Genomic DNA, 16,469 nt, shown 5'->3' with positions numbered 1-16,469 from the left:
GGTGACCGCCGGCCGCACGCTGCCCGACGGGGTGGGCGCCGCGCTCGGGGTGGGCGTGCCGGCGGCCGTCGGGACCGGCGTGAGTTCCGCGGCCGGCCGGGCGGCCGACGGCCGCTCCGGTGCGGACCAGGCCATGGCGACGGCGACGAGCAGCACCAGCACGGCGGCGAGCGCCGCCGCGGGAAGCAGCCACCGCCGGAAGCGGATCACCTCGGGTACGTCGGCGGCGGACTGCTCGGACATGCGGGCTCCGGGTGGCGGAGGCGAGGATTCGCCAGGGTGCGGGGATCCTACTGTCGCCGATCAAGGATCAGGTCGGCGGCCCGCCAGGCCAGCGCCATCACCGGGGCGTTGAGGTAGCTCGAGACCAGGACCGGCAGGACGGAGGCGTCGACGATCCGTAAGCCGTCCACGCCGCGCACCCGGAGCTGCGGGTCGACCACGAACTCGTCGTCCGGGCCCATCGCGCAGGTGCCCACCGCGTGGTAGCCGCAGTAGCCGAGGGCCAGGGCCGCGTCGATGATCTCGTCGTCGTCCTGGACACCCGGACCGGGCAGGGTCTCCGCGGAGATCCGCTTCGCGATCGGCGCGGTGGCGAACAGCTCCCGCATCCGCCGGAAGGCGCTCACCGCGACCCGACGGTCATGCACGGTATCGAAGTAGTTGGCGACGATCCGCGGTGGCGTCTCCGGATCGGCCGACGTGATGGCCAGGCTGCCCTCGCTGTCCGGCCGGGTCACCGTCGCCAGGGCCATCAGCCCCGGCTCGGTCTCCAGCTCCAGCGCGTGCCCCGGGCGCTGTGGCGCCGCCGAGAAGGGCGCGATCAGCAGCTGCGTGTCGGGATGATCGGCCTCCGGGTCGGACCGGATGTGCGCCCCGACGTCGTACACCGGCAGGGCGAGCGGCCCCCGGCGGGTCAGCAGGTAACGCAGCATGGCCCGCCCCTGACCGAGCCGGCTGCCCAGCAACGGGTTGTAGCCGCCCGCGGCGGTCAGCCGGAACTGCACCGGCATCGACCGGTGCTCCCGCAGGCCGGTTCCCACCCGGGCCCGGTCGAGCAGCACGTCGACGCCGGCGCGGCGCAGCGTGTCGGCCGGACCGATGCCGGAAACCTGCAACAACTGCGGGGTGGCGATCGCGCCGGCGGCGAGGATGACCTCGGCGGAGGCCGCGTAGTCCACCGTCCGCCCGTGCCGCCGGGCGCGCACCCCGATGGCTCGGCCCTGCTGGACGAGGACCCGGAGCGCGACGGTCCCCACCGCGATGGTCAGGTTGAGCCGGTTGCGGACCGGATGCAGGAAGGCGTCGGCGGCACTGAACCGGCGACCGTCGCGAATGGTCGCCATGACATAGCCGATCCGCTCGTCGTCGTCGGCGTTCAGGTCGTCCGCCCGGCGCCAGCCCAGCTCCACCCCGGCGGCGATCGTCTCCTCGCTGAGCCCGTCGGTGTCGGTCGCGCTGGACAGCCGCAGTGGCCCGCCGGCGCCGCGTACCTCGGAGGCGCCGAACGGGTTGTCCTCCAGCTGCTTGAAGATCGGCAGCATGGTGTCCCATCCCCAGCCGGGGTTGCCGAGGCGTTCCAGCCCGTCGTAGTCGAGCCGGCCGCCGCGGCCGTACACCATGCCGTTGATCGAGCTGGAACCGCCGATCATGCGACCCCGCTGCCAGACCTCGCGGCGCGCCGGCCCCGCGTCGGCGGGGTAGTGCCAGGCGGTGCGCGGGTTGTCCATCAGCCGGCTGAAGGTCTTGGGGATGCGGACGAAGGGACTGCGGTCCCAACCACCCGCCTCGATCAGCAGCACCCGGGTGCCCGGATCCTCGGTCAACCGGTTGGCCAGCACGCAGCCGGCCGAGCCGGCACCCACCACGACGTAGTCGAACTCCTCCAACGGGCACCCCCGGTTCGCCGGCACGAGCGTGGCACCCACCGTAGTCCGTCGATCACCGAACGGAAAGGGGGGCCGCCAGGCCGCTATCGGCGGTGTTCGCCGGCCCGGTCGACGCCCTTGTGCACCCGCACGGTGCGGTCGATGAGCTCGCGGAGGCTGGTCTCGTCGACATCGTCGAGCCGTTTCAGGTAGAGGCAGCCCTTGCCGGTCTTGTGCGGACCGAGCCGGGCGAGGACCGACGCGTGCCGCTCCTCGAACCCGCCCACCAGGTAGACGACGAGCTGCTGCTTTCGCGGTGAGAAGCCCGCCAGCGGCCAGTCGCCCGTGCGCCCGGTCTCGTAGGTGTAGCGGTAGCTGCCGAAGCCGACGATGCTCGGGCGCCACATCACCGCGGGCTCGCCGGTCACCTCGCGCAGAATCGCGCAGAGGCGCCGCGCGTCGGCCCGCCGGCGTTCGTCGGGGACCGCGCCAGGAAGTCGTCGACGCTGGCCTCGGTCGGGACCGTCACCGGCTGCTTCGATGTCGCCACGGGGTCATGCTCCCACGCGATTACGACAACGAGTTGGCGCTCGGCGAGCTCGTTCAGCTCCGCTGTTCGTGGAGGAGGGCGAGGGTGGCCGCGGTCCGTCGTCGGCGCGTCCGCGACGTCGTCGCCTCGCGCGCGGTCCGGCGGGGTCGGTCATTCGTTGGCGGCCCGGGCCGCCGGTTTGATCCAGCCGAAGGTGCGCTCCACCGCGCGCTCCCAGTTCTCCCGTTCCTCGGCGCGGACGGCGTCGTCCATCTCCGGCAGCCAGCGGGCGGCGAGATGCCAGTTGCTGCGCAGCCCCTCCAGGTCGGGCCAGTAGCCGACCGCCAGCCCGGCGGCGTACGCCGCGCCGAGGGAGACCGTCTCGGCGACCATCGGGCGCACCACCGGCACCGCGAGCACGTCGGAGACGAACTGCATCAGCAGGTTGTTGGCGGTCATCCCGCCGTCCACCCGCAGCGCCGTCAGGTCCAGGCCGGAGTCGGCGTTCATCGCGTCCACCACCTCCCGGGTCTGCCAGCCGGTGGCCTCCAGCACCGCCCGCGCCAGGTGCCCCTTGGTGATGTACGAGGTGAGACCCACGATGACCCCGCGTGCCTCGCTGCGCCAGTGCGGCGCGAACAGCCCCGAGAAGGCCGGCACGATGTAGCAGCCGCCGTTGTCGTCCACCGTCCGGGCCAGGGTCTCGATCTCCGGCGCGGTGCTGATCAGGTCCAGCCGGTCGCGGAACCACTGCACCAGGGACCCGGTGATCGCGATGGAGCCTTCGAGGGCGTAGACCGCCGGCTCGCCGCCGATCTGGTAGCCGACGGTGGTGAGCAGCCCGTGGGTGGAGTGCACCGGCTCCGCGCCGGTGTTGAGCAGCAGGAAGCTGCCGGTGCCGTAGGTGCACTTGGCATCGCCCGGGGCGAAGCAGGTCTGGCCGAACAGGGCGGCCTGCTGGTCGCCGAGCGCCGCGGCGATCCGGACGCCGGGCAGGACGTCGGTCGCGGTGCCGTACACCTCCGACGAGGAGCGGATCTCGGGCAGCATGGCGGACGGGATGCCGAAGAAGGCCAGCGAGTCGGGGTGCCAGGCGAGCGTACGCAGGTCCATCAGCATCGTCCGGCTGGCGTTGGTCACGTCGGTCAGGTGCAGACCGCCCGCCGGACCACCGGTGAGATTCCAGACCAGCCAGCTCTCCATCGTCCCGAAGAGCACCTCGCCGCGCTCGGCCCGTTCGTACAGCCCGGAGGTGTGGTCGAGCAGCCAGCGCAACTTCGGGCCGGAGAAGTAGGTGGTCAGCGGCAATCCGCAGCGCTGCGGGAGGTCCTCGGCGCCGGGCGTCCCGGCCAGCGTCTCCACCAGGGCGTCGGTGCGGGTGTCCTGCCAGATGATCGCCGGGGCGACCGGCACCCCGGTGCGCCGGTCCCACACGACGGTGCTCTCCCGCTGGTTGGCGATGCCGATCGCGGCGACCTGGCCGGCGACGATGCCGGCCTGGGCGAGGGCCCGGGGCACCACCTTGCCGACGTTGCGCCAGATCTCCAGCGCGTCGTGTTCCACCCAGCCGGGCCGGGGGAAGTGCTGCTGGTGCTCCCGCTGGGCCACCGAGACGAGGTTGCCCCGGCGGTCGAAGACGATGCAGCGGGTCGAGGTGGTGCCCTGGTCGATGGAGACGACGTAGCTGTCAGTCATTCCTCGTCCTCTCTGGGCGGATGGCGGAGCAGGGTGGACGGATCACCAGCGGGCCGCGCCGAGGTCCCGGGAGACCGCGCGGGCGGCGTCGCGGACGTACGCGACGAGGGCCGGGCGGGGGTGGCCCTGCCCGTCGCAGACGCGGTCGATCGGGCCGGAGAGCCCGATCGCGCCCACGACCAGACCGCCGTAGCCGCGGATGGGCGCGGCGATACCGGCCTCGCCGAGGGTCATCTCCTCGATCTCGGCGCCCCAGCCGTTGTCCCGGATGCCGGTCAGCGCCCGGGTGAGGGTGCGGACGGTGACCAGGGTGCGCCGCGTGTACGGCTCAGGTTCGCCCTGCATGACCGCGTTGGCGGCGCCCACGTCGTAGGCGAGCAGGACCTTGCCGAGCGCGGTGGCGTGCGGGGGCAGCAGGGACCCGACGTCCAGGGTCTGCAGGGTGTCGTCGGGCCGGAAGACATGGTGGACCACCAGCACCTTGCCGTCCAACAGGGTGCCGATGCGGACGGCCTCGCCGCTGCGCGCGGCCAGCGGGTCGGCCCAGTTGATGGAGCGTGAGCGCAGTTCGTTGACGTCGAGGTAGCTGGTGCCCAGGTGCAGCAGGGCCGCCCCGAGCTGGTACTTGCCGGAGGTCTTGTCCTGCTCCACGAAGCCGACGTCCTGCAGGGTGCGGACGATGCCGTGCGCCGTGCCCTTGGGCAGGTCGAGGGACCGGGCGATCTCCCCGATGCCGAGCCGGCCGGAGCTGCTGGCCAGCAGGCGGAGGATCGCCGCGGCCCGCGCGATGGACTGCACCTGACCCGGCATGGGGCCGAATGCTAACGGCGATCCGGCCGCCGCAACAGTGTTCGACATTGTCGACCGGGGTTCGTTGACCCGGCCCCCACGGGTTTCCTACGGTTCACCGAACGGTGACGTCCGACATCGCAGCGTCACCGACCGACCCTCCGCTTTCCCGGACGGGAGGGCCGCCATCCCCACCGCGTTGGAGGAACCATGGCGCAACGGTTGAAAGGCCCCGGACTCGTCGGCGAGTTGGCCGCCGAGTTCGCCGGCACCGCGATTCTCATCCTGTTCGGCGTGGGCGTCGTCGCCCAGGTGGCCGCCGCGGGAACCGGCGAGTTCGACAGCATCGCCTGGGCCTGGGGTCTCGGCGTCACGCTCGGCGTGTACGTGGCGGGCCGCATCAGCGGCGCGCATCTCAACCCCGCGGTCACCGTCGCCCTGGCGGTGTTCAAGGGCTTCTCGTGGCGCAAGGTGCTGCCGTACGCGCTGGCCCAGACCGCCGGCGCGTTCGTCGCGGCCCTGATCATCCGCTGGAACTACAGCGAGACGCTGTCCCGGTTCGACCCCGGCCTCACCAGCAAGAGCCAGGGTGTCTTCTCCACGCTGCCGGGCGTCGGCGTGAGCGAGTGGGGCGCGCTGCGGGACCAGATCATCGGCACTGCCATCCTGCTGTTCCTCGTCCTGGCGGTCACCGACGCCCGCAACTCGCTGCCCGGCGGCAACCTCGCCCCGCTGATCGTCGGCCTGATCGTGGTCGCGATCGGCATGGCCTTCGCCGCCAATGCCGGCTACGCCATCAATCCCGCCCGCGACTTCGGCCCCCGGCTCGCCTCCTTCCTGACCGGTTACGAGACGGCCTTCCAGGACACCAGCGGATATCCGTACTTCTGGGTGCCGATCGTCGGGCCGCTGGTCGGGGGCGTCATCGGCGCCGGCCTCTACGAGCTGGTCGTCGGGCGCTTCCTGCCCAGCGAGGAGCTGGAGCCGGGCACGTTGGCCACCGAGACCGCCTCGGCCGAGGCCGAGCTCGCCCGCATCTGACATCCGCCGGCCCGCATCTCTCGACGAACCAGAAGGAGACACCCGCATGCCTGACTTCGTCGGCGCGGTAGACCAGGGCACCACCAGCACCCGTTTCATGATCTTCGACCACGGCGGCAACGAGGTCGGCCGCCACCAGCTCGAACACGAGCAGATCCTGCCGCAGGCCGGCTGGGTGGAGCACAACCCCCTCGAGATCTGGGAGCGGACCCAGACGGTCATCCAGACCGCGATGAACGCCCGCGGCCTGACCGCCGCCGACCTGGCCGCGCTCGGCATCACCAACCAGCGGGAGACCACCGTGGTGTGGAACCGCCGGACCGGCCGCCCCTACTACAACGCCATCGTCTGGCAGGACACCCGCACCGACCGGATCGCCTCGGCGCTGGAACGCGAGGGCAAGGGCGACGTCATCCGGCGCAAGGCCGGCCTGCCGCCGGCGACGTACTTCTCGGCGGGAAAGATCCAGTGGATCCTGGAGAACGTCGGCGGGGTGCGCGAGGCCGCCGAGCGCGGTGAGGCCGTCTTCGGCAACACCGACACCTGGCTGCTGTGGAACCTCACCGGCGGCGTCGAGGGCGGGGTGCACGTCACCGACTCCACCAACGCCAGCCGCACCATGCTGATGAACCTGGAGACGCTGGACTGGGACGACGAGCTGCTGTCCTTCTTCGACATTCCCCGCGCCATGCTGCCGGAGATCCGGCCGTCGTCCGACCCGCGCTCGTACGGCAGCTGCGCCATGAACGGCCCGTTCAGCGGCGCGGTCCCGCTCACCGGCGACCTGGGAGACCAGCAGGCCGCCACGGTCGGGCAGGTCTGCTTCGCGCCGGGCGAGGCGAAGAACACCTACGGCACGGGCAACTTCATGCTCCTCAACACCGGCACCGAGATCGTGCGGTCGAAGGCCGGGCTGCTCACCACGGTGTGCTACAAGTTCGCCGACGAGGCGCCGGTGTACGCGCTCGAAGGCTCGATCGCGGTCACCGGCTCGGCCGTGCAGTGGCTGCGCGACCAGCTCAAGATCATCAGTAGTGCGGCGCAGAGCGAGATCCTGGCCCGCCAGGTGGAGGACAACGGCGGGGTCTACTTCGTGCCCGCGTTCTCCGGCCTGTTCGCCCCGTACTGGCGCTCCGACGCCCGCGGCGCGATCGTCGGCCTCTCCCGGTTCAACACCGACGCCCACATCGCCCGGGCCACCCTCGAGTCCATCTGCTACCAGAGCCGCGACGTGGCCGATGCGATGGAGCAGGACTCCGGGGTGCACCTGGAGTGCCTCAAGGTCGACGGCGGGGTCACCGTCAACGACCTGTGCATGCAGATGCAGGCGGACATCCTCGGCGTCCCGGTCAGCCGCCCGGTGGTCGCCGAGACCACCGCGCTGGGCGCGGCGTACGCCGCCGGCCTCGCCGTCGGCTTCTGGAAGAACACCGACGAGCTGCGCGAGAACTGGAACGAAAGCCGGCGCTGGCAGCCGGCCTGGTCCCCGGAGCAGCGCGAGACCGGCTACGCCCGGTGGAAGAAGGCGGTCCAGCGGACCCTCGACTGGGTCGACGTCGACTGACCCCACCGCACCCCCGTACGGATCTGGGCGGCCGGCGCCCGCCGCCGGCCGCCCGAACCCTCCACAGGAGAGAAGACTGATGCACTCCGCGACACTGTCACCGGCCGCCCGCGAGCGGTCCCTGGCCGCCCTCGACAGCGGCCAGGAACTGGACGTCCTGGTGATCGGCGGCGGCGTCACCGGCGCCGGCTGCGCGCTCGACGCCGTCACCCGGGGCCTGTCGGTCGGGCTCGTCGAGGCCCGCGACTGGGCCAGCGGCACCTCGAGCCGGTCCAGCAAACTCATCCACGGCGGCCTGCGCTACCTGGAGATGCTCGACTTCGGGCTGGTCCGCGAGGCCCTGCGCGAGCGGGGCCTGCTCCTGCAGCGGCTCGCCCCGCACCTGGTCCGTCCGGTGCCGTTCCTCTATCCGCTGCGCCACCGGGGCTGGGAACGGCTGTACGCCGGTGCCGGCGTGCTGCTCTACGACACGATGAGCCTGTCCGCCAGCCACGCCCGCGGCGTGCCGGCCCACCGGCACCTGAGCCGCCGCGCGGCCCTGCGCGCCTGCCCGTCGCTGCGGCCCGAGGCGCTGGTCGGCGCCCTCCAGTACTACGACGCCCAGGTCGACGACGCCCGGCTGGTGACCTTCCTGGTCCGCACCGCCGCCGCGCACGGGGCGCACCCGCTGTCGCGGGCCCGCGTCGTGGGTTTCCTGCGCGAGGGTGCCCGGATCACCGGCGCGCGGGTGCACGACCAGGAGACCGACCGGGTGTTCGAGGTGCGCGCCCGGCAGGTGGTCAACGCCACGGGAGTGTGGACCGACGACACCCAGGCCCTCGTCGGCGAGCGCGGCCAGCTCCAGGTGCGCGCCTCCAAGGGCATCCACCTCGTGGTGCCCCGCGACCGGATCCGGTCCAGCACCGGCCTGATCCTGCGCACCGAGTCCAGCGTGCTGTTCGTGATCCCCTGGGACCGGCACTGGCTGATCGGCACCACCGACACCGACTGGGACCTGGACAAGGCGGATCCGGCGGCGACCAGCCGGGACATCGACTACCTGCTGGAGCACGTCAACGCGGTGCTGGCCACCCCGCTGACCCGCGACGACGTCGAAGGCGTTTACGCCGGCCTGCGCCCGCTGCTGTCCGGGGAGTCCGACGCGACCGCCAAGCTGTCCCGGGAGCACACCGTGGTCAGCCCCGCGCCCGGACTCGTGGTGGTGGCCGGCGGCAAGTACACGACGTACCGGGTGATGGCCCGCGATGCGGTCGACGAGGCGGTGCGCGGCCTCGACGCCGCAGTGCCCGCCTCGTGCACCGACCGGGTTCCGCTGCTCGGCGCGGAGGGCTACGTCGCCCGGTGGAATCAGCGCCGCCGGCTGGCGCAGCAGTTCGGCCTGCACACCGAGCGCGTGGAGCACCTGCTGCGGCGCTACGGCGCCGCCGTCGACGAGGTGCTGTCGCTGCTGCGGGAGGACCCCACCCTCGGCGAGCCGCTCGACGGCGCGGAGGACTACCTGCGGGTGGAGGCCGTCTACGCGGCGTCCGCCGAGGGCGCGCTGCGCCTGGAGGACGTGCTGACCCGGCGTACCCACATCTCGATCGAGACCTTCGACCGTGGCCTGACCGCCGCCCGGGCGGCGGCGACGCTGATGGCGCCGGTCCTCGGCTGGGACGACGAGCGGACCGACCGGGAGGTGACGGACTACGTCGCGTGGATCCGGGCCGAACGGGCCGCCCACGACCAGCCCGACGACGCGGCGGCCGACGCGGTCCGGTTGGGCCCGGCCGAGGTGACGGCGGCGACGGCCGTGGCGGCCTGAACGGGCTCCGGCGGTGTGCCCGGCACACCGCCGGACCCGGCCACGCGGGGCCCTACGGGCAACGCTGATCGGGGCGGCGGCTCAACGGCCGCCCTCGGCCAGCTCGGCGAGCATCCCCTCGCAACTGCGGACGACGACCTGCGCGCCGCGCCGCTGGGCCAGCCGGAGCAGGGGATCCTCCGCGAGGTCCCGCCACCGCCACTGCGCGTCGGAGGCCGCCTCCCAGAGCCGCTGCACGGTCGCGTCGTGTTCCACACCGAGCCGGATGGCCAGGCCGACCCCGTCACCGCCGACCAGGCGCCGCGCCTCCTCGGCCAGCTCGGCGTCGAACCCGAGCCGGGCGTTCCGGAGCGCAGCCAGCAGGCGCAGCTCCCGGAACTCGTGCGCGCCGGCGAGGATCTGCTCCACCGCGCTGAGCAGCTCGCCGGTGCCGGGGCCGGGCTCGGCCCGTACCAGCGCCTCCACCCCGGCCAGCGCCGAGCGGGCCTTGAGGGTGTCCCGTCGGTCGACGAAGAAGCGGGACATCGACTCGCGCAACTCGGTCAGGCCGCTGCGTCGGATCAGTTCCGCGGAGAGCTTGACCCGGCTGTCGCAGCCGGTACGGACGAGGGTGGTCGCCAGCCTGACCCCGGCGAGGCCGAGCCGGTCCAGCAGCGCGGCGCGTACCCCCGGGTCCAGCGGCACCGGCAGCTCACCGCGGACGAACCGGTCGGCGGACAGCAGGTGCGTCTCCAAATCCTCGCGGGACACCCGGGCCAGTTGCGCGAGCGCGGCGAAGTCCGACTCGCTGAGCACCCGGCCGGCCAGCCCGATCAACCCGCTGCACGCCGCCAGGTCGACGCAGAGCGCGTTCACCCGGGGGTCGCGGTACTGCTGTCGGGCGAGCTGGCGGGCGGTGAGCAGCGCGTCGACCCGTCCGCCGCCGGCCTCGTCGACCCGGGACAGCACCAGGATCACATTCACCGGGGCGGCCTGCCCGACGGCGCTGTCCCGGGTCGACTCCAGCACGCGCAGGTCGGTGCCGCGGCCGTCGCGGGTCAGGAACAGCACCGCGTCCGCGTCCCGCAGCACCCGGTCCATGACCGGCGACCGCCCCTGCTCGTCGGGGCCGGTGATCGCGGGTGTGTCGATCAGGGTCACCTGCCGCAGGGCCCGGGTCGGCCACTGCACGACGATGTCGCGCAGCTCGCCCGCCCGCCAGCCGACCAGATCCACCCGCATTCCGGTCGCGGACTTGGCCACCGCCAGCTCCTGCGGCGGTTGGTTCGTCGAGTAGGCGGTGGCGCGCGGCCGCGGACCGTCCTCGTACCAGGTGAAGACGCCGCTGCCGTCCGGGCCGTCGACCGGCGCGACCTCCTCGCCCATGATCGCGTTCAGCACGGTCGACTTGCCGGACCGCCACGGGCCGGCGATCGCGATCCGCAGCGGTTGCTCCAGCTGGGCGAGCTGGTGCCGGAGGTGATCGGTGGCCCGGGGATTGTCCCGGTAGAGCTGGAGGGCCTGGTGCAGCAGGCCCCAGACCGCCTCGTCCAGCCGTAGGCCGACGGTCATGCCCGGGGCTCCAGCGGCCGGGCCGGTCGGGGCGCGGTCAACTGCTGGGCCTGCTCGTAGACGGCGGCCAGCCGGGTCATCTTCAGCCGAATCTCGCGCTGCCGCTGGTCGCGGACCGCCGCGTCGGTGTCGGCGGCCTGCTTCGCGGTACGGAACGACTGGATGATGGCCTCCTGCAACTCCTCGGTCAGCGCGGTGAAGTGGTCCCGGAGCATCCGCTGCACCTGCCGGGTGGTGTCCCGGCATTCCTTGGTCGTCCGGACGAAGAAGTCGTCGACGTGCCGTTGGACCGCCGTCTTGACGGTTGCCTGCCGGCGGCGGAGCAGCTGCCTGCTCTCGTCCCGGATGCTCTTGCCGCCGAAGAGCGCGCCGGCGCCGATCGAGACCGGGTTGATCATCGGCATGCCGGCCAGCGTCATCACCAGGCCGAACATCAGCAGGCCACCGTAGGAACCCTTCATGCCGGTGATCGCCTTCTGGCTCACGGTGAACCGGTCGATGGTCGGGCGCTCGATCTCCGGCAGCCGGTCCAGGAGATCCTCCGGCACCGTCATGGACCAGGGCGGCAGCACGTCGTAGCCGTACCGGGCGAAGTTCCCGGCGACCCGCCGCGCGGCGAAGTCGCAGCGCTGCGCCAACCACTCGTGGTTCGCCTCCGCCGCCTCGACCAGGCTTTGTTGCAGCCACTCCTGGAAGGTGTCCCAGGCGACCAGCGGATCGGCCGTGTCGAACGCCTCGTCGACCATCCGCAGGATCTGCCGGGTCCGGTCGCGCAGGTCGTACTCGATGTCGGAGAGCAGGTCGGCCATCTCGTCGGCGAGGGTGTTCTGCCAGCGGGTGGAGCAGCGGCGCAGCTCGTCGACCTCGCGCTGGGCCGCGTGCAGCCGGGAGATCGGGCCGGACTGCTCCTCCGCCTCCTGGCTCTCCAGCTCGGCGCGCAGCGGCGCGGCGAGCTGCTCCACCACGGTGCGGGCGATCATCGCGACCGAGGCCCGGGCCAGCACGTCGGCCTTGCCGGTCAGGTCCCGCTGCAGGCGGGCGATCAGCAGCGGGAAGCCCGACTCGGCGTTGAGCCCGTGGTCGTCGGCGGCCGCCGCGCGCAGCCGCAACGCCGCCGAGACGGGGATCAGCGCCGCCGGTACGCCGGCCTCGGCCAGGTGCTGCCGATTGCGCTCGGCGACCGCGCGCCAGTCCGGCACCAGGTCGGTCTTGGTCTGCACCACCGCCACGTTCGGATGCTGCCGGGTGACGTGCAGCAGCATGTTCAGCTCGGCCACCGACAGTTCCCGGGTCGAGTCGGAGACGAGCAGCACCGCGTCGGCGTGGTGGAGCGCGGCGGGCGGGGCGGCGGCGCCCAGCACGGCCACCTCGTCGGCGCCGGGTGTGTCCACCAGCACCAGTCCGGCGCCGAGCAGCGCGCGCGGCAGTCCGATCTCGACGTACGCCGGGCCGCCGCCGGGCCGGCGGCCGAGCGTGCCGGCCACCCCGGCGGCGATCTGGTCCAGCGGCACGGGGGTCCGCTCGGCGGGCACCGGAACGGACGTGCCGGCGGCCCGCCCCGGCGCGGACGCGGCTTGGACCACCGTGGCCGACGCGACCTCGGCGTGCTGCACCACCGTCGGCAGGACGGTGGTGCGCCCGTCGCCGACCGGGCACACCGGCGCGTTCACGATCGCGTTGACGAGTTGGCTCTTGCCCTGGTTCGGTTCGCCGATGACCAGGACGCGCAGCTTCGGGTCGAGCAGCTGAGCCCGCTTCTGCCGGACCGCCAGCAATAGGTCCGCCCGCCCGTGCTCGCGGCACGTACGGGCAATCTCGTCGAGCGCGTCCAGCCAGATCCCCGCCATCACCGCACCAAGTGTGCGGATTTCGAATCAATTATCAAGAGGGGATCTGCGCCGAAACAGGGAGAAAGCCGGATCGGCAGTGCCGATCCGGCTTTCCGCTCCCGTCGGACCCCGGTCAGAGCAGACCGTCGCCGAGGCCCAGCAGCCCGCCGCCGGCCGACGCGGAAGCGTCGCCGTGGATCCCGGCGTGGCCGTCCACACCGTCGGTGACGTCGCCGGTGACGCTGCCCACCGTGCCGGTGACGCCGGACAGGACGCCATCCACCTGGTGGGTCACGCCGCCCACGGTGGACGGCACGTCGACGTCCGGGACCACGCCGCCGGAGTCGCTGATGCCGAGCCCGCCCAGGGTGTCGTCGACGCCGAGCGGGCCGACGACACCGGCGACCTGGCCCTGGGTGCCGGAGAGCGTGCCGCCGAGCAGACCGTCGCCGCCGAGCAGCCCGTGACCGCCGAGCAGACCGTCCGGGGTGCCGAGCAGACCGGCGTCGGTGCCGTCGAGCAGACCGTCCGGGTGGCCCACGGTGCCGGCCACGTCGCCGACCACCGGGTCGGCCGCGGTGTCCACCACGCCCACCACGTCGGCGTCGAGGGTGTGTGCGACGTCGTGCACGCCGATCAGGTCGGTGTCGACGCCGCCCGGCCCGACGCCCAGGCCGATCCCGGGCAGCACGGCCGCCCCGGCGGCGACGCCCGTCGGGTCGACGGCGATGGCGCCCAGGACGCCGGCCTTGACGTCCACACCGGAGTAGGAGCTGCCGATGGCGATGTCCTGCGGCACGGACTGGAGCTGAGCGACGACGCTGGTGGTGTCGGCCAGCAGCGGGTCGACCCCGAGCTGCCCGGCCACCGCGGTCACCGGCGCGAGCCCGTTCACCGGTGCGTAGTCCACGACCAGCGGGACCACGTCCTGCACGTCGGCGGCGGTGATGTCGGTGAGCCCGGCGGCCTGCAGCGCGCCCTCCGGGTCGAGTTCGAACGCCGACTTGGCGTCGGGGTCGGTCAGCAGGTTGAGCACGAAGTCGTGCAGGGTCTGGTCCATGTGCCGGTTCTCCTCGGACGTTGGCGTCAGCCACCGTTGATCGTCGACAGCGACGCTATGGGAGCGGGCCGGCACGGTCATCGGGGATCTGCCCGCAATCCGCCCCGCCCCATTAGGGTGCTTTCCGCCTCGCCTGTTAGGGGGACTGGGGGGCCCGGGCCGGCCAGAGTTAGGGTCCCGATGCCGGAGTGATCTCTGGTACGAACGTAGGAGCCCACGGGGTTCCGCCGGGGTGGGTCGCCGCACGGTGTCGCACCGTCGCCACCGGCCGGCCAACTCACGGTGAAGGAAGAAAACGGATGCCGTACGTCCTGGGGATCGACATCGGAAGCACCAACACCGCGGCCGGCGTGGCCCGGCGGCGGGGTGCGACCTGGGCGCGACCCGAGGTGGTCGCGCTGGACGGCGGGTCGGCGACCGTACCGTCGGTGCTGCACCTGGCCACGGACGGGTCGCTCGTGGTCGGTGCGCCGGACGGTGGGGACGGGAGCCGGACGGCACGGGGGTTCGTCCGCCGGGTCGGCGACGACGTGCCCCTCCTGCTCGCCGGTGAGCCGTTCCCGCCGCAGGTGCTGACCGCGGTGCTGGCGGAGTGGGTGGTGCAGCGAGTCCTCGACCGCGAGGGCGAGCCCGCCGAGGCCGTCGTGCTCAGCCACCCCGCGGGCTGGGGAGGGCACCGGCGGGAGCTGCTGCACAGCGCCCTGTGGCAGCTCGGCCTGGGCAACGTGACGCTGCTTCCCCGCACGGTCACGGTGGCCGAGAGCCACGCGGCGCGCGGCTTCCCGGGCAGCACGGCGGCCGTCTACGCCCTGGGGGGCAACACCTTCGAGGCGGCCTTGGTCCGCCGCACCCCGCGCGGCACCTACGAGACCTTCGGCTTTCCCCAGGGGCTGGACTGGATCGGCGGCGCCGACTTCGACGAGGCGCTGGCGGAGCACGTGCGTACCGTGCTCGCCCGGGAACTCGCCGCGGCCGGACGCCGGGAGACGCACGCCGCGCTGCGCGGACTGCTGCCCGAGTGCGACCGCGCCAAGCGCGAACTGACCGTCGGGACGGAGACCGACGTGCTGCTGACCCTGCCGAACGGGCCGGTCCGGGTGCCGGTGAGCCGGGTGCGGTTCGAGGACATGATCCGGCCGGCCGTGCAGGCGACCGTCGACCTGCTGGCCCGGACCGTCCACTCGGCCGGGCTGCGGCCGGCGGAGCTCGACGGCGTGCTGCTCGCCGGCGGCTCCACCCGCATCCCGCTGGTCGCCGAGCTGCTCGCCGAGACCTTCCCGGTACCGGTGGAGGTGGAACCCGATCCGCAGTCGACCGCCGCCACCGGCGCGGCGTTGGCCGCCTGCCAGGTGGTGTCGCCGCGCCGCCGGTTCCCGGAGCGGGGCGGCGAGCCCGCCCCGGCCGGCGACCTCGGCCCGGCCGCCCCGCCGGCGGTCCGGGCGCAGCGTCGGCGCGACCACGACCGTCCGGCCCGCAGCGAGCCACCACCCCGCCCCCCGGTCCGGATCACCCCGCTGGACCTGCCGAAGGCGTCCCGCCTGGCGCTCACCCGCAGCTGGGGACGCGAAGGATGACCACCATGATCAAGAGCAGCGCCGCCGGGTCCCGCCTGGTGCTGGACCGCGGGCCGCAGGCCCTGCTCGACGCCGTCGCGGCGGACCCGGACGCGCCGCTCGCACTCGGTGTGACCGGCCCGGGCGGCCACGGCCGGAGCGCGTACCTCCAGGACCTGGCCCGGGTCTACCGGCGGGCCGGGAGCACGGTGCTGGAGGGCGCCCCCGACCAGCCCGACACGATCGAACCGGACGCCGTGCTGGTGGTCGACGACGCGCACCTGCTCGACGACGCCCGGCTGCGGGCGCTGCGCGCCCTGGTGGCCACCCGTCGGCACCGCGTCGCCGTCGGCTACCGGCCGTGGCCCCGGCCGGCGGCGCTGGTCGACCTGGCCGACGCGCTCCGGCGGGACGGGCACCTGGTCCTGCTCACCCCGTTCGCCCGGGAGCGGACCGCGGCCTACCTCGCCACCGTGCCGGAGGTCGGCCGGCGGCCCGACCTGGTCGACTTCGTGCAGCAGCAGACCGCGGGCGTCCCCCGCGACGTCGAGCGACTGGTCCGCGGCCTGCGCGGGCAGGAGAGCGGGCCGGGCGTCCCGGCCGAGCCGCCCCGGCAGGTCATCCTCCAGTTCGGAGCGGACCTGGACGACCTGCCGCCCGATGTCCGGCGGCTGCTGCTCGCCGTCGCCGCCGGCGTACCGCTGCCGGTGGACCTGCTCCGGGCGTTGCTGGGCCGGGAGCCCGGCGAGGTGGACGAGCTGATCGCCGCGACCCGGGCGGCCGGCCTGCTCGGCGCGGACGGCCGGCTCGCGCCGATCGTGCGGCGCGCGGTGGCCGCGCTGAGCCCGGCCACCGAGCGCACGGCGGTGTGGCGCCGGCTCACCGAGTTGCAGCTCGCCCGGGGCGGGCCGGTGCTCCCGCTGGTCCGCTCGTTGCTCGCGGCCGGAGTGGCCGGCGACTGTCCGGCACCGACGCTGGAGGCCGCGGCCGAGGAGGCGCTGGCCGGCGAGCCCGCCCTTGCCGCGGAGTTGTTCGCGGCGGCCACGGCCGCCGGGCGCCCGGCCGCGCTCCGGCAGGCGGTCGCCGCGGCCCTCGCCGGCGACCTGGACGCCGCCCTGCGGCTGGCGGACCGGCTGCTCGCCGCCGCGGCGCCGGCCGACCGGTCGGGCGCGGCGGTGGTCGCCGC

General features: G+C 73.6%; 11 protein-coding genes and 2 pseudogenes. 5 read left to right on the top strand and 8 right to left on the bottom strand.

The genetic code is table 11. The annotated features are described in order from the left end of the window. The 5 genes and pseudogenes from DKT69_RS14650 to DKT69_RS14630 all read right to left on the bottom strand — a co-directional run. Window positions 1–243 (bottom strand): annotated as a pseudogene (locus DKT69_RS14650) (hypothetical protein); the annotation flags it as partial. 47 nt (window positions 244–290) lie between these two features. Further along, complete coding sequence (locus tag DKT69_RS14645; RefSeq protein ID WP_109802115.1) at window positions 291–1,889, bottom strand: GMC family oxidoreductase; 1,599 nt, start codon at window positions 1,887–1,889, stop codon at window positions 291–293. Between the two features lie 83 nt (window positions 1,890–1,972). Next, window positions 1,973–2,296 carry a DUF1801 domain-containing protein gene (locus DKT69_RS14640; protein ID WP_236647922.1) on the bottom strand — a complete coding sequence of 108 codons (324 nt, stop codon included), beginning with the start codon at window positions 2,294–2,296 and terminating at the stop codon, window positions 1,973–1,975. 272 nt (window positions 2,297–2,568) lie between these two features. After that, window positions 2,569–4,092 (bottom strand): glycerol kinase GlpK, encoded by a 1,524-nt coding sequence (gene glpK, locus DKT69_RS14635; RefSeq protein ID WP_109802114.1) that lies wholly within the window; start codon window positions 4,090–4,092, stop codon window positions 2,569–2,571. Between the two features lie 42 nt (window positions 4,093–4,134). Beyond that, window positions 4,135–4,902 carry an IclR family transcriptional regulator gene (locus tag DKT69_RS14630; RefSeq protein WP_109802113.1) on the bottom strand — a complete coding sequence of 256 codons (768 nt, stop codon included), beginning with the start codon at window positions 4,900–4,902 and terminating at the stop codon, window positions 4,135–4,137. Window positions 4,903–5,091: 189 nt separating this feature from the next. Between DKT69_RS14630 and DKT69_RS14625 the strand changes: the two genes are divergently transcribed. The 3 genes from DKT69_RS14625 to DKT69_RS14615 all read left to right on the top strand — a co-directional run bounded on the left by DKT69_RS14625 (window position 5,092) and on the right by DKT69_RS14615 (window position 9,290). Continuing rightward, a complete protein-coding gene (locus DKT69_RS14625; protein WP_109802112.1) occupies window positions 5,092–5,922 on the top strand; it encodes an MIP/aquaporin family protein in 831 nt (276 codons plus the stop codon). A 46-nt stretch (window positions 5,923–5,968) separates the two neighbouring features. Beyond that, window positions 5,969–7,486 carry a glycerol kinase GlpK gene (gene glpK, locus DKT69_RS14620; protein WP_109802111.1) on the top strand — a complete coding sequence of 506 codons (1,518 nt, stop codon included), beginning with the start codon at window positions 5,969–5,971 and terminating at the stop codon, window positions 7,484–7,486. Window positions 7,487–7,565: 79 nt separating this feature from the next. After that, window positions 7,566–9,290, top strand: a complete 1,725-nt coding sequence (locus DKT69_RS14615; protein ID WP_109802110.1) for a glycerol-3-phosphate dehydrogenase/oxidase — start codon at window positions 7,566–7,568, stop codon at window positions 9,288–9,290. 81 nt (window positions 9,291–9,371) lie between these two features. Here the strand turns inward: DKT69_RS14615 and DKT69_RS14610 are convergent, their stop codons facing one another. The 3 genes from DKT69_RS14610 to DKT69_RS14600 form a co-directional block, all read right to left on the bottom strand. Continuing rightward, a complete protein-coding gene (locus DKT69_RS14610) occupies window positions 9,372–10,841 on the bottom strand; it encodes a dynamin family protein (protein ID WP_109802109.1) in 1,470 nt (489 codons plus the stop codon). Next, window positions 10,838–12,688: a dynamin family protein gene (locus tag DKT69_RS14605; protein WP_109802108.1), complete on the bottom strand. Its 1,851-nt coding sequence runs from the start codon at window positions 12,686–12,688 to the stop codon at window positions 10,838–10,840. Before DKT69_RS14605 ends, DKT69_RS14610 begins: the two co-directional genes overlap by 4 nt. A gap of 115 nt (window positions 12,689–12,803) precedes the next feature. After that, window positions 12,804–13,730, bottom strand: coding sequence for an IniB N-terminal domain-containing protein (locus DKT69_RS14600; RefSeq protein ID WP_109802107.1), 927 nt, complete (start codon window positions 13,728–13,730; stop codon window positions 12,804–12,806). 299 nt (window positions 13,731–14,029) lie between these two features. Between DKT69_RS14600 and DKT69_RS14595 the strand changes: the two genes are divergently transcribed. Both DKT69_RS14595 and DKT69_RS14590 read left to right on the top strand, forming a co-directional pair. Then, window positions 14,030–15,304: an Hsp70 family protein gene (locus tag DKT69_RS14595; RefSeq protein ID WP_109802106.1), complete on the top strand. Its 1,275-nt coding sequence runs from the start codon at window positions 14,030–14,032 to the stop codon at window positions 15,302–15,304. Next, a pseudogene (locus tag DKT69_RS14590) lies at window positions 15,301–16,469 on the top strand (hypothetical protein); the annotation flags it as partial. The gene DKT69_RS14595 and the pseudogene DKT69_RS14590, both read left to right, overlap by 4 nt.

The organism is Micromonospora sicca, assembly GCF_003172935.1.
GTDB lineage: Bacteria > Actinomycetota > Actinomycetes > Mycobacteriales > Micromonosporaceae > Micromonospora > Micromonospora sicca.
Note: the sequence above shows the minus strand (reverse complement) of the source record. Positions and strands in the feature narration are given on the sequence as shown.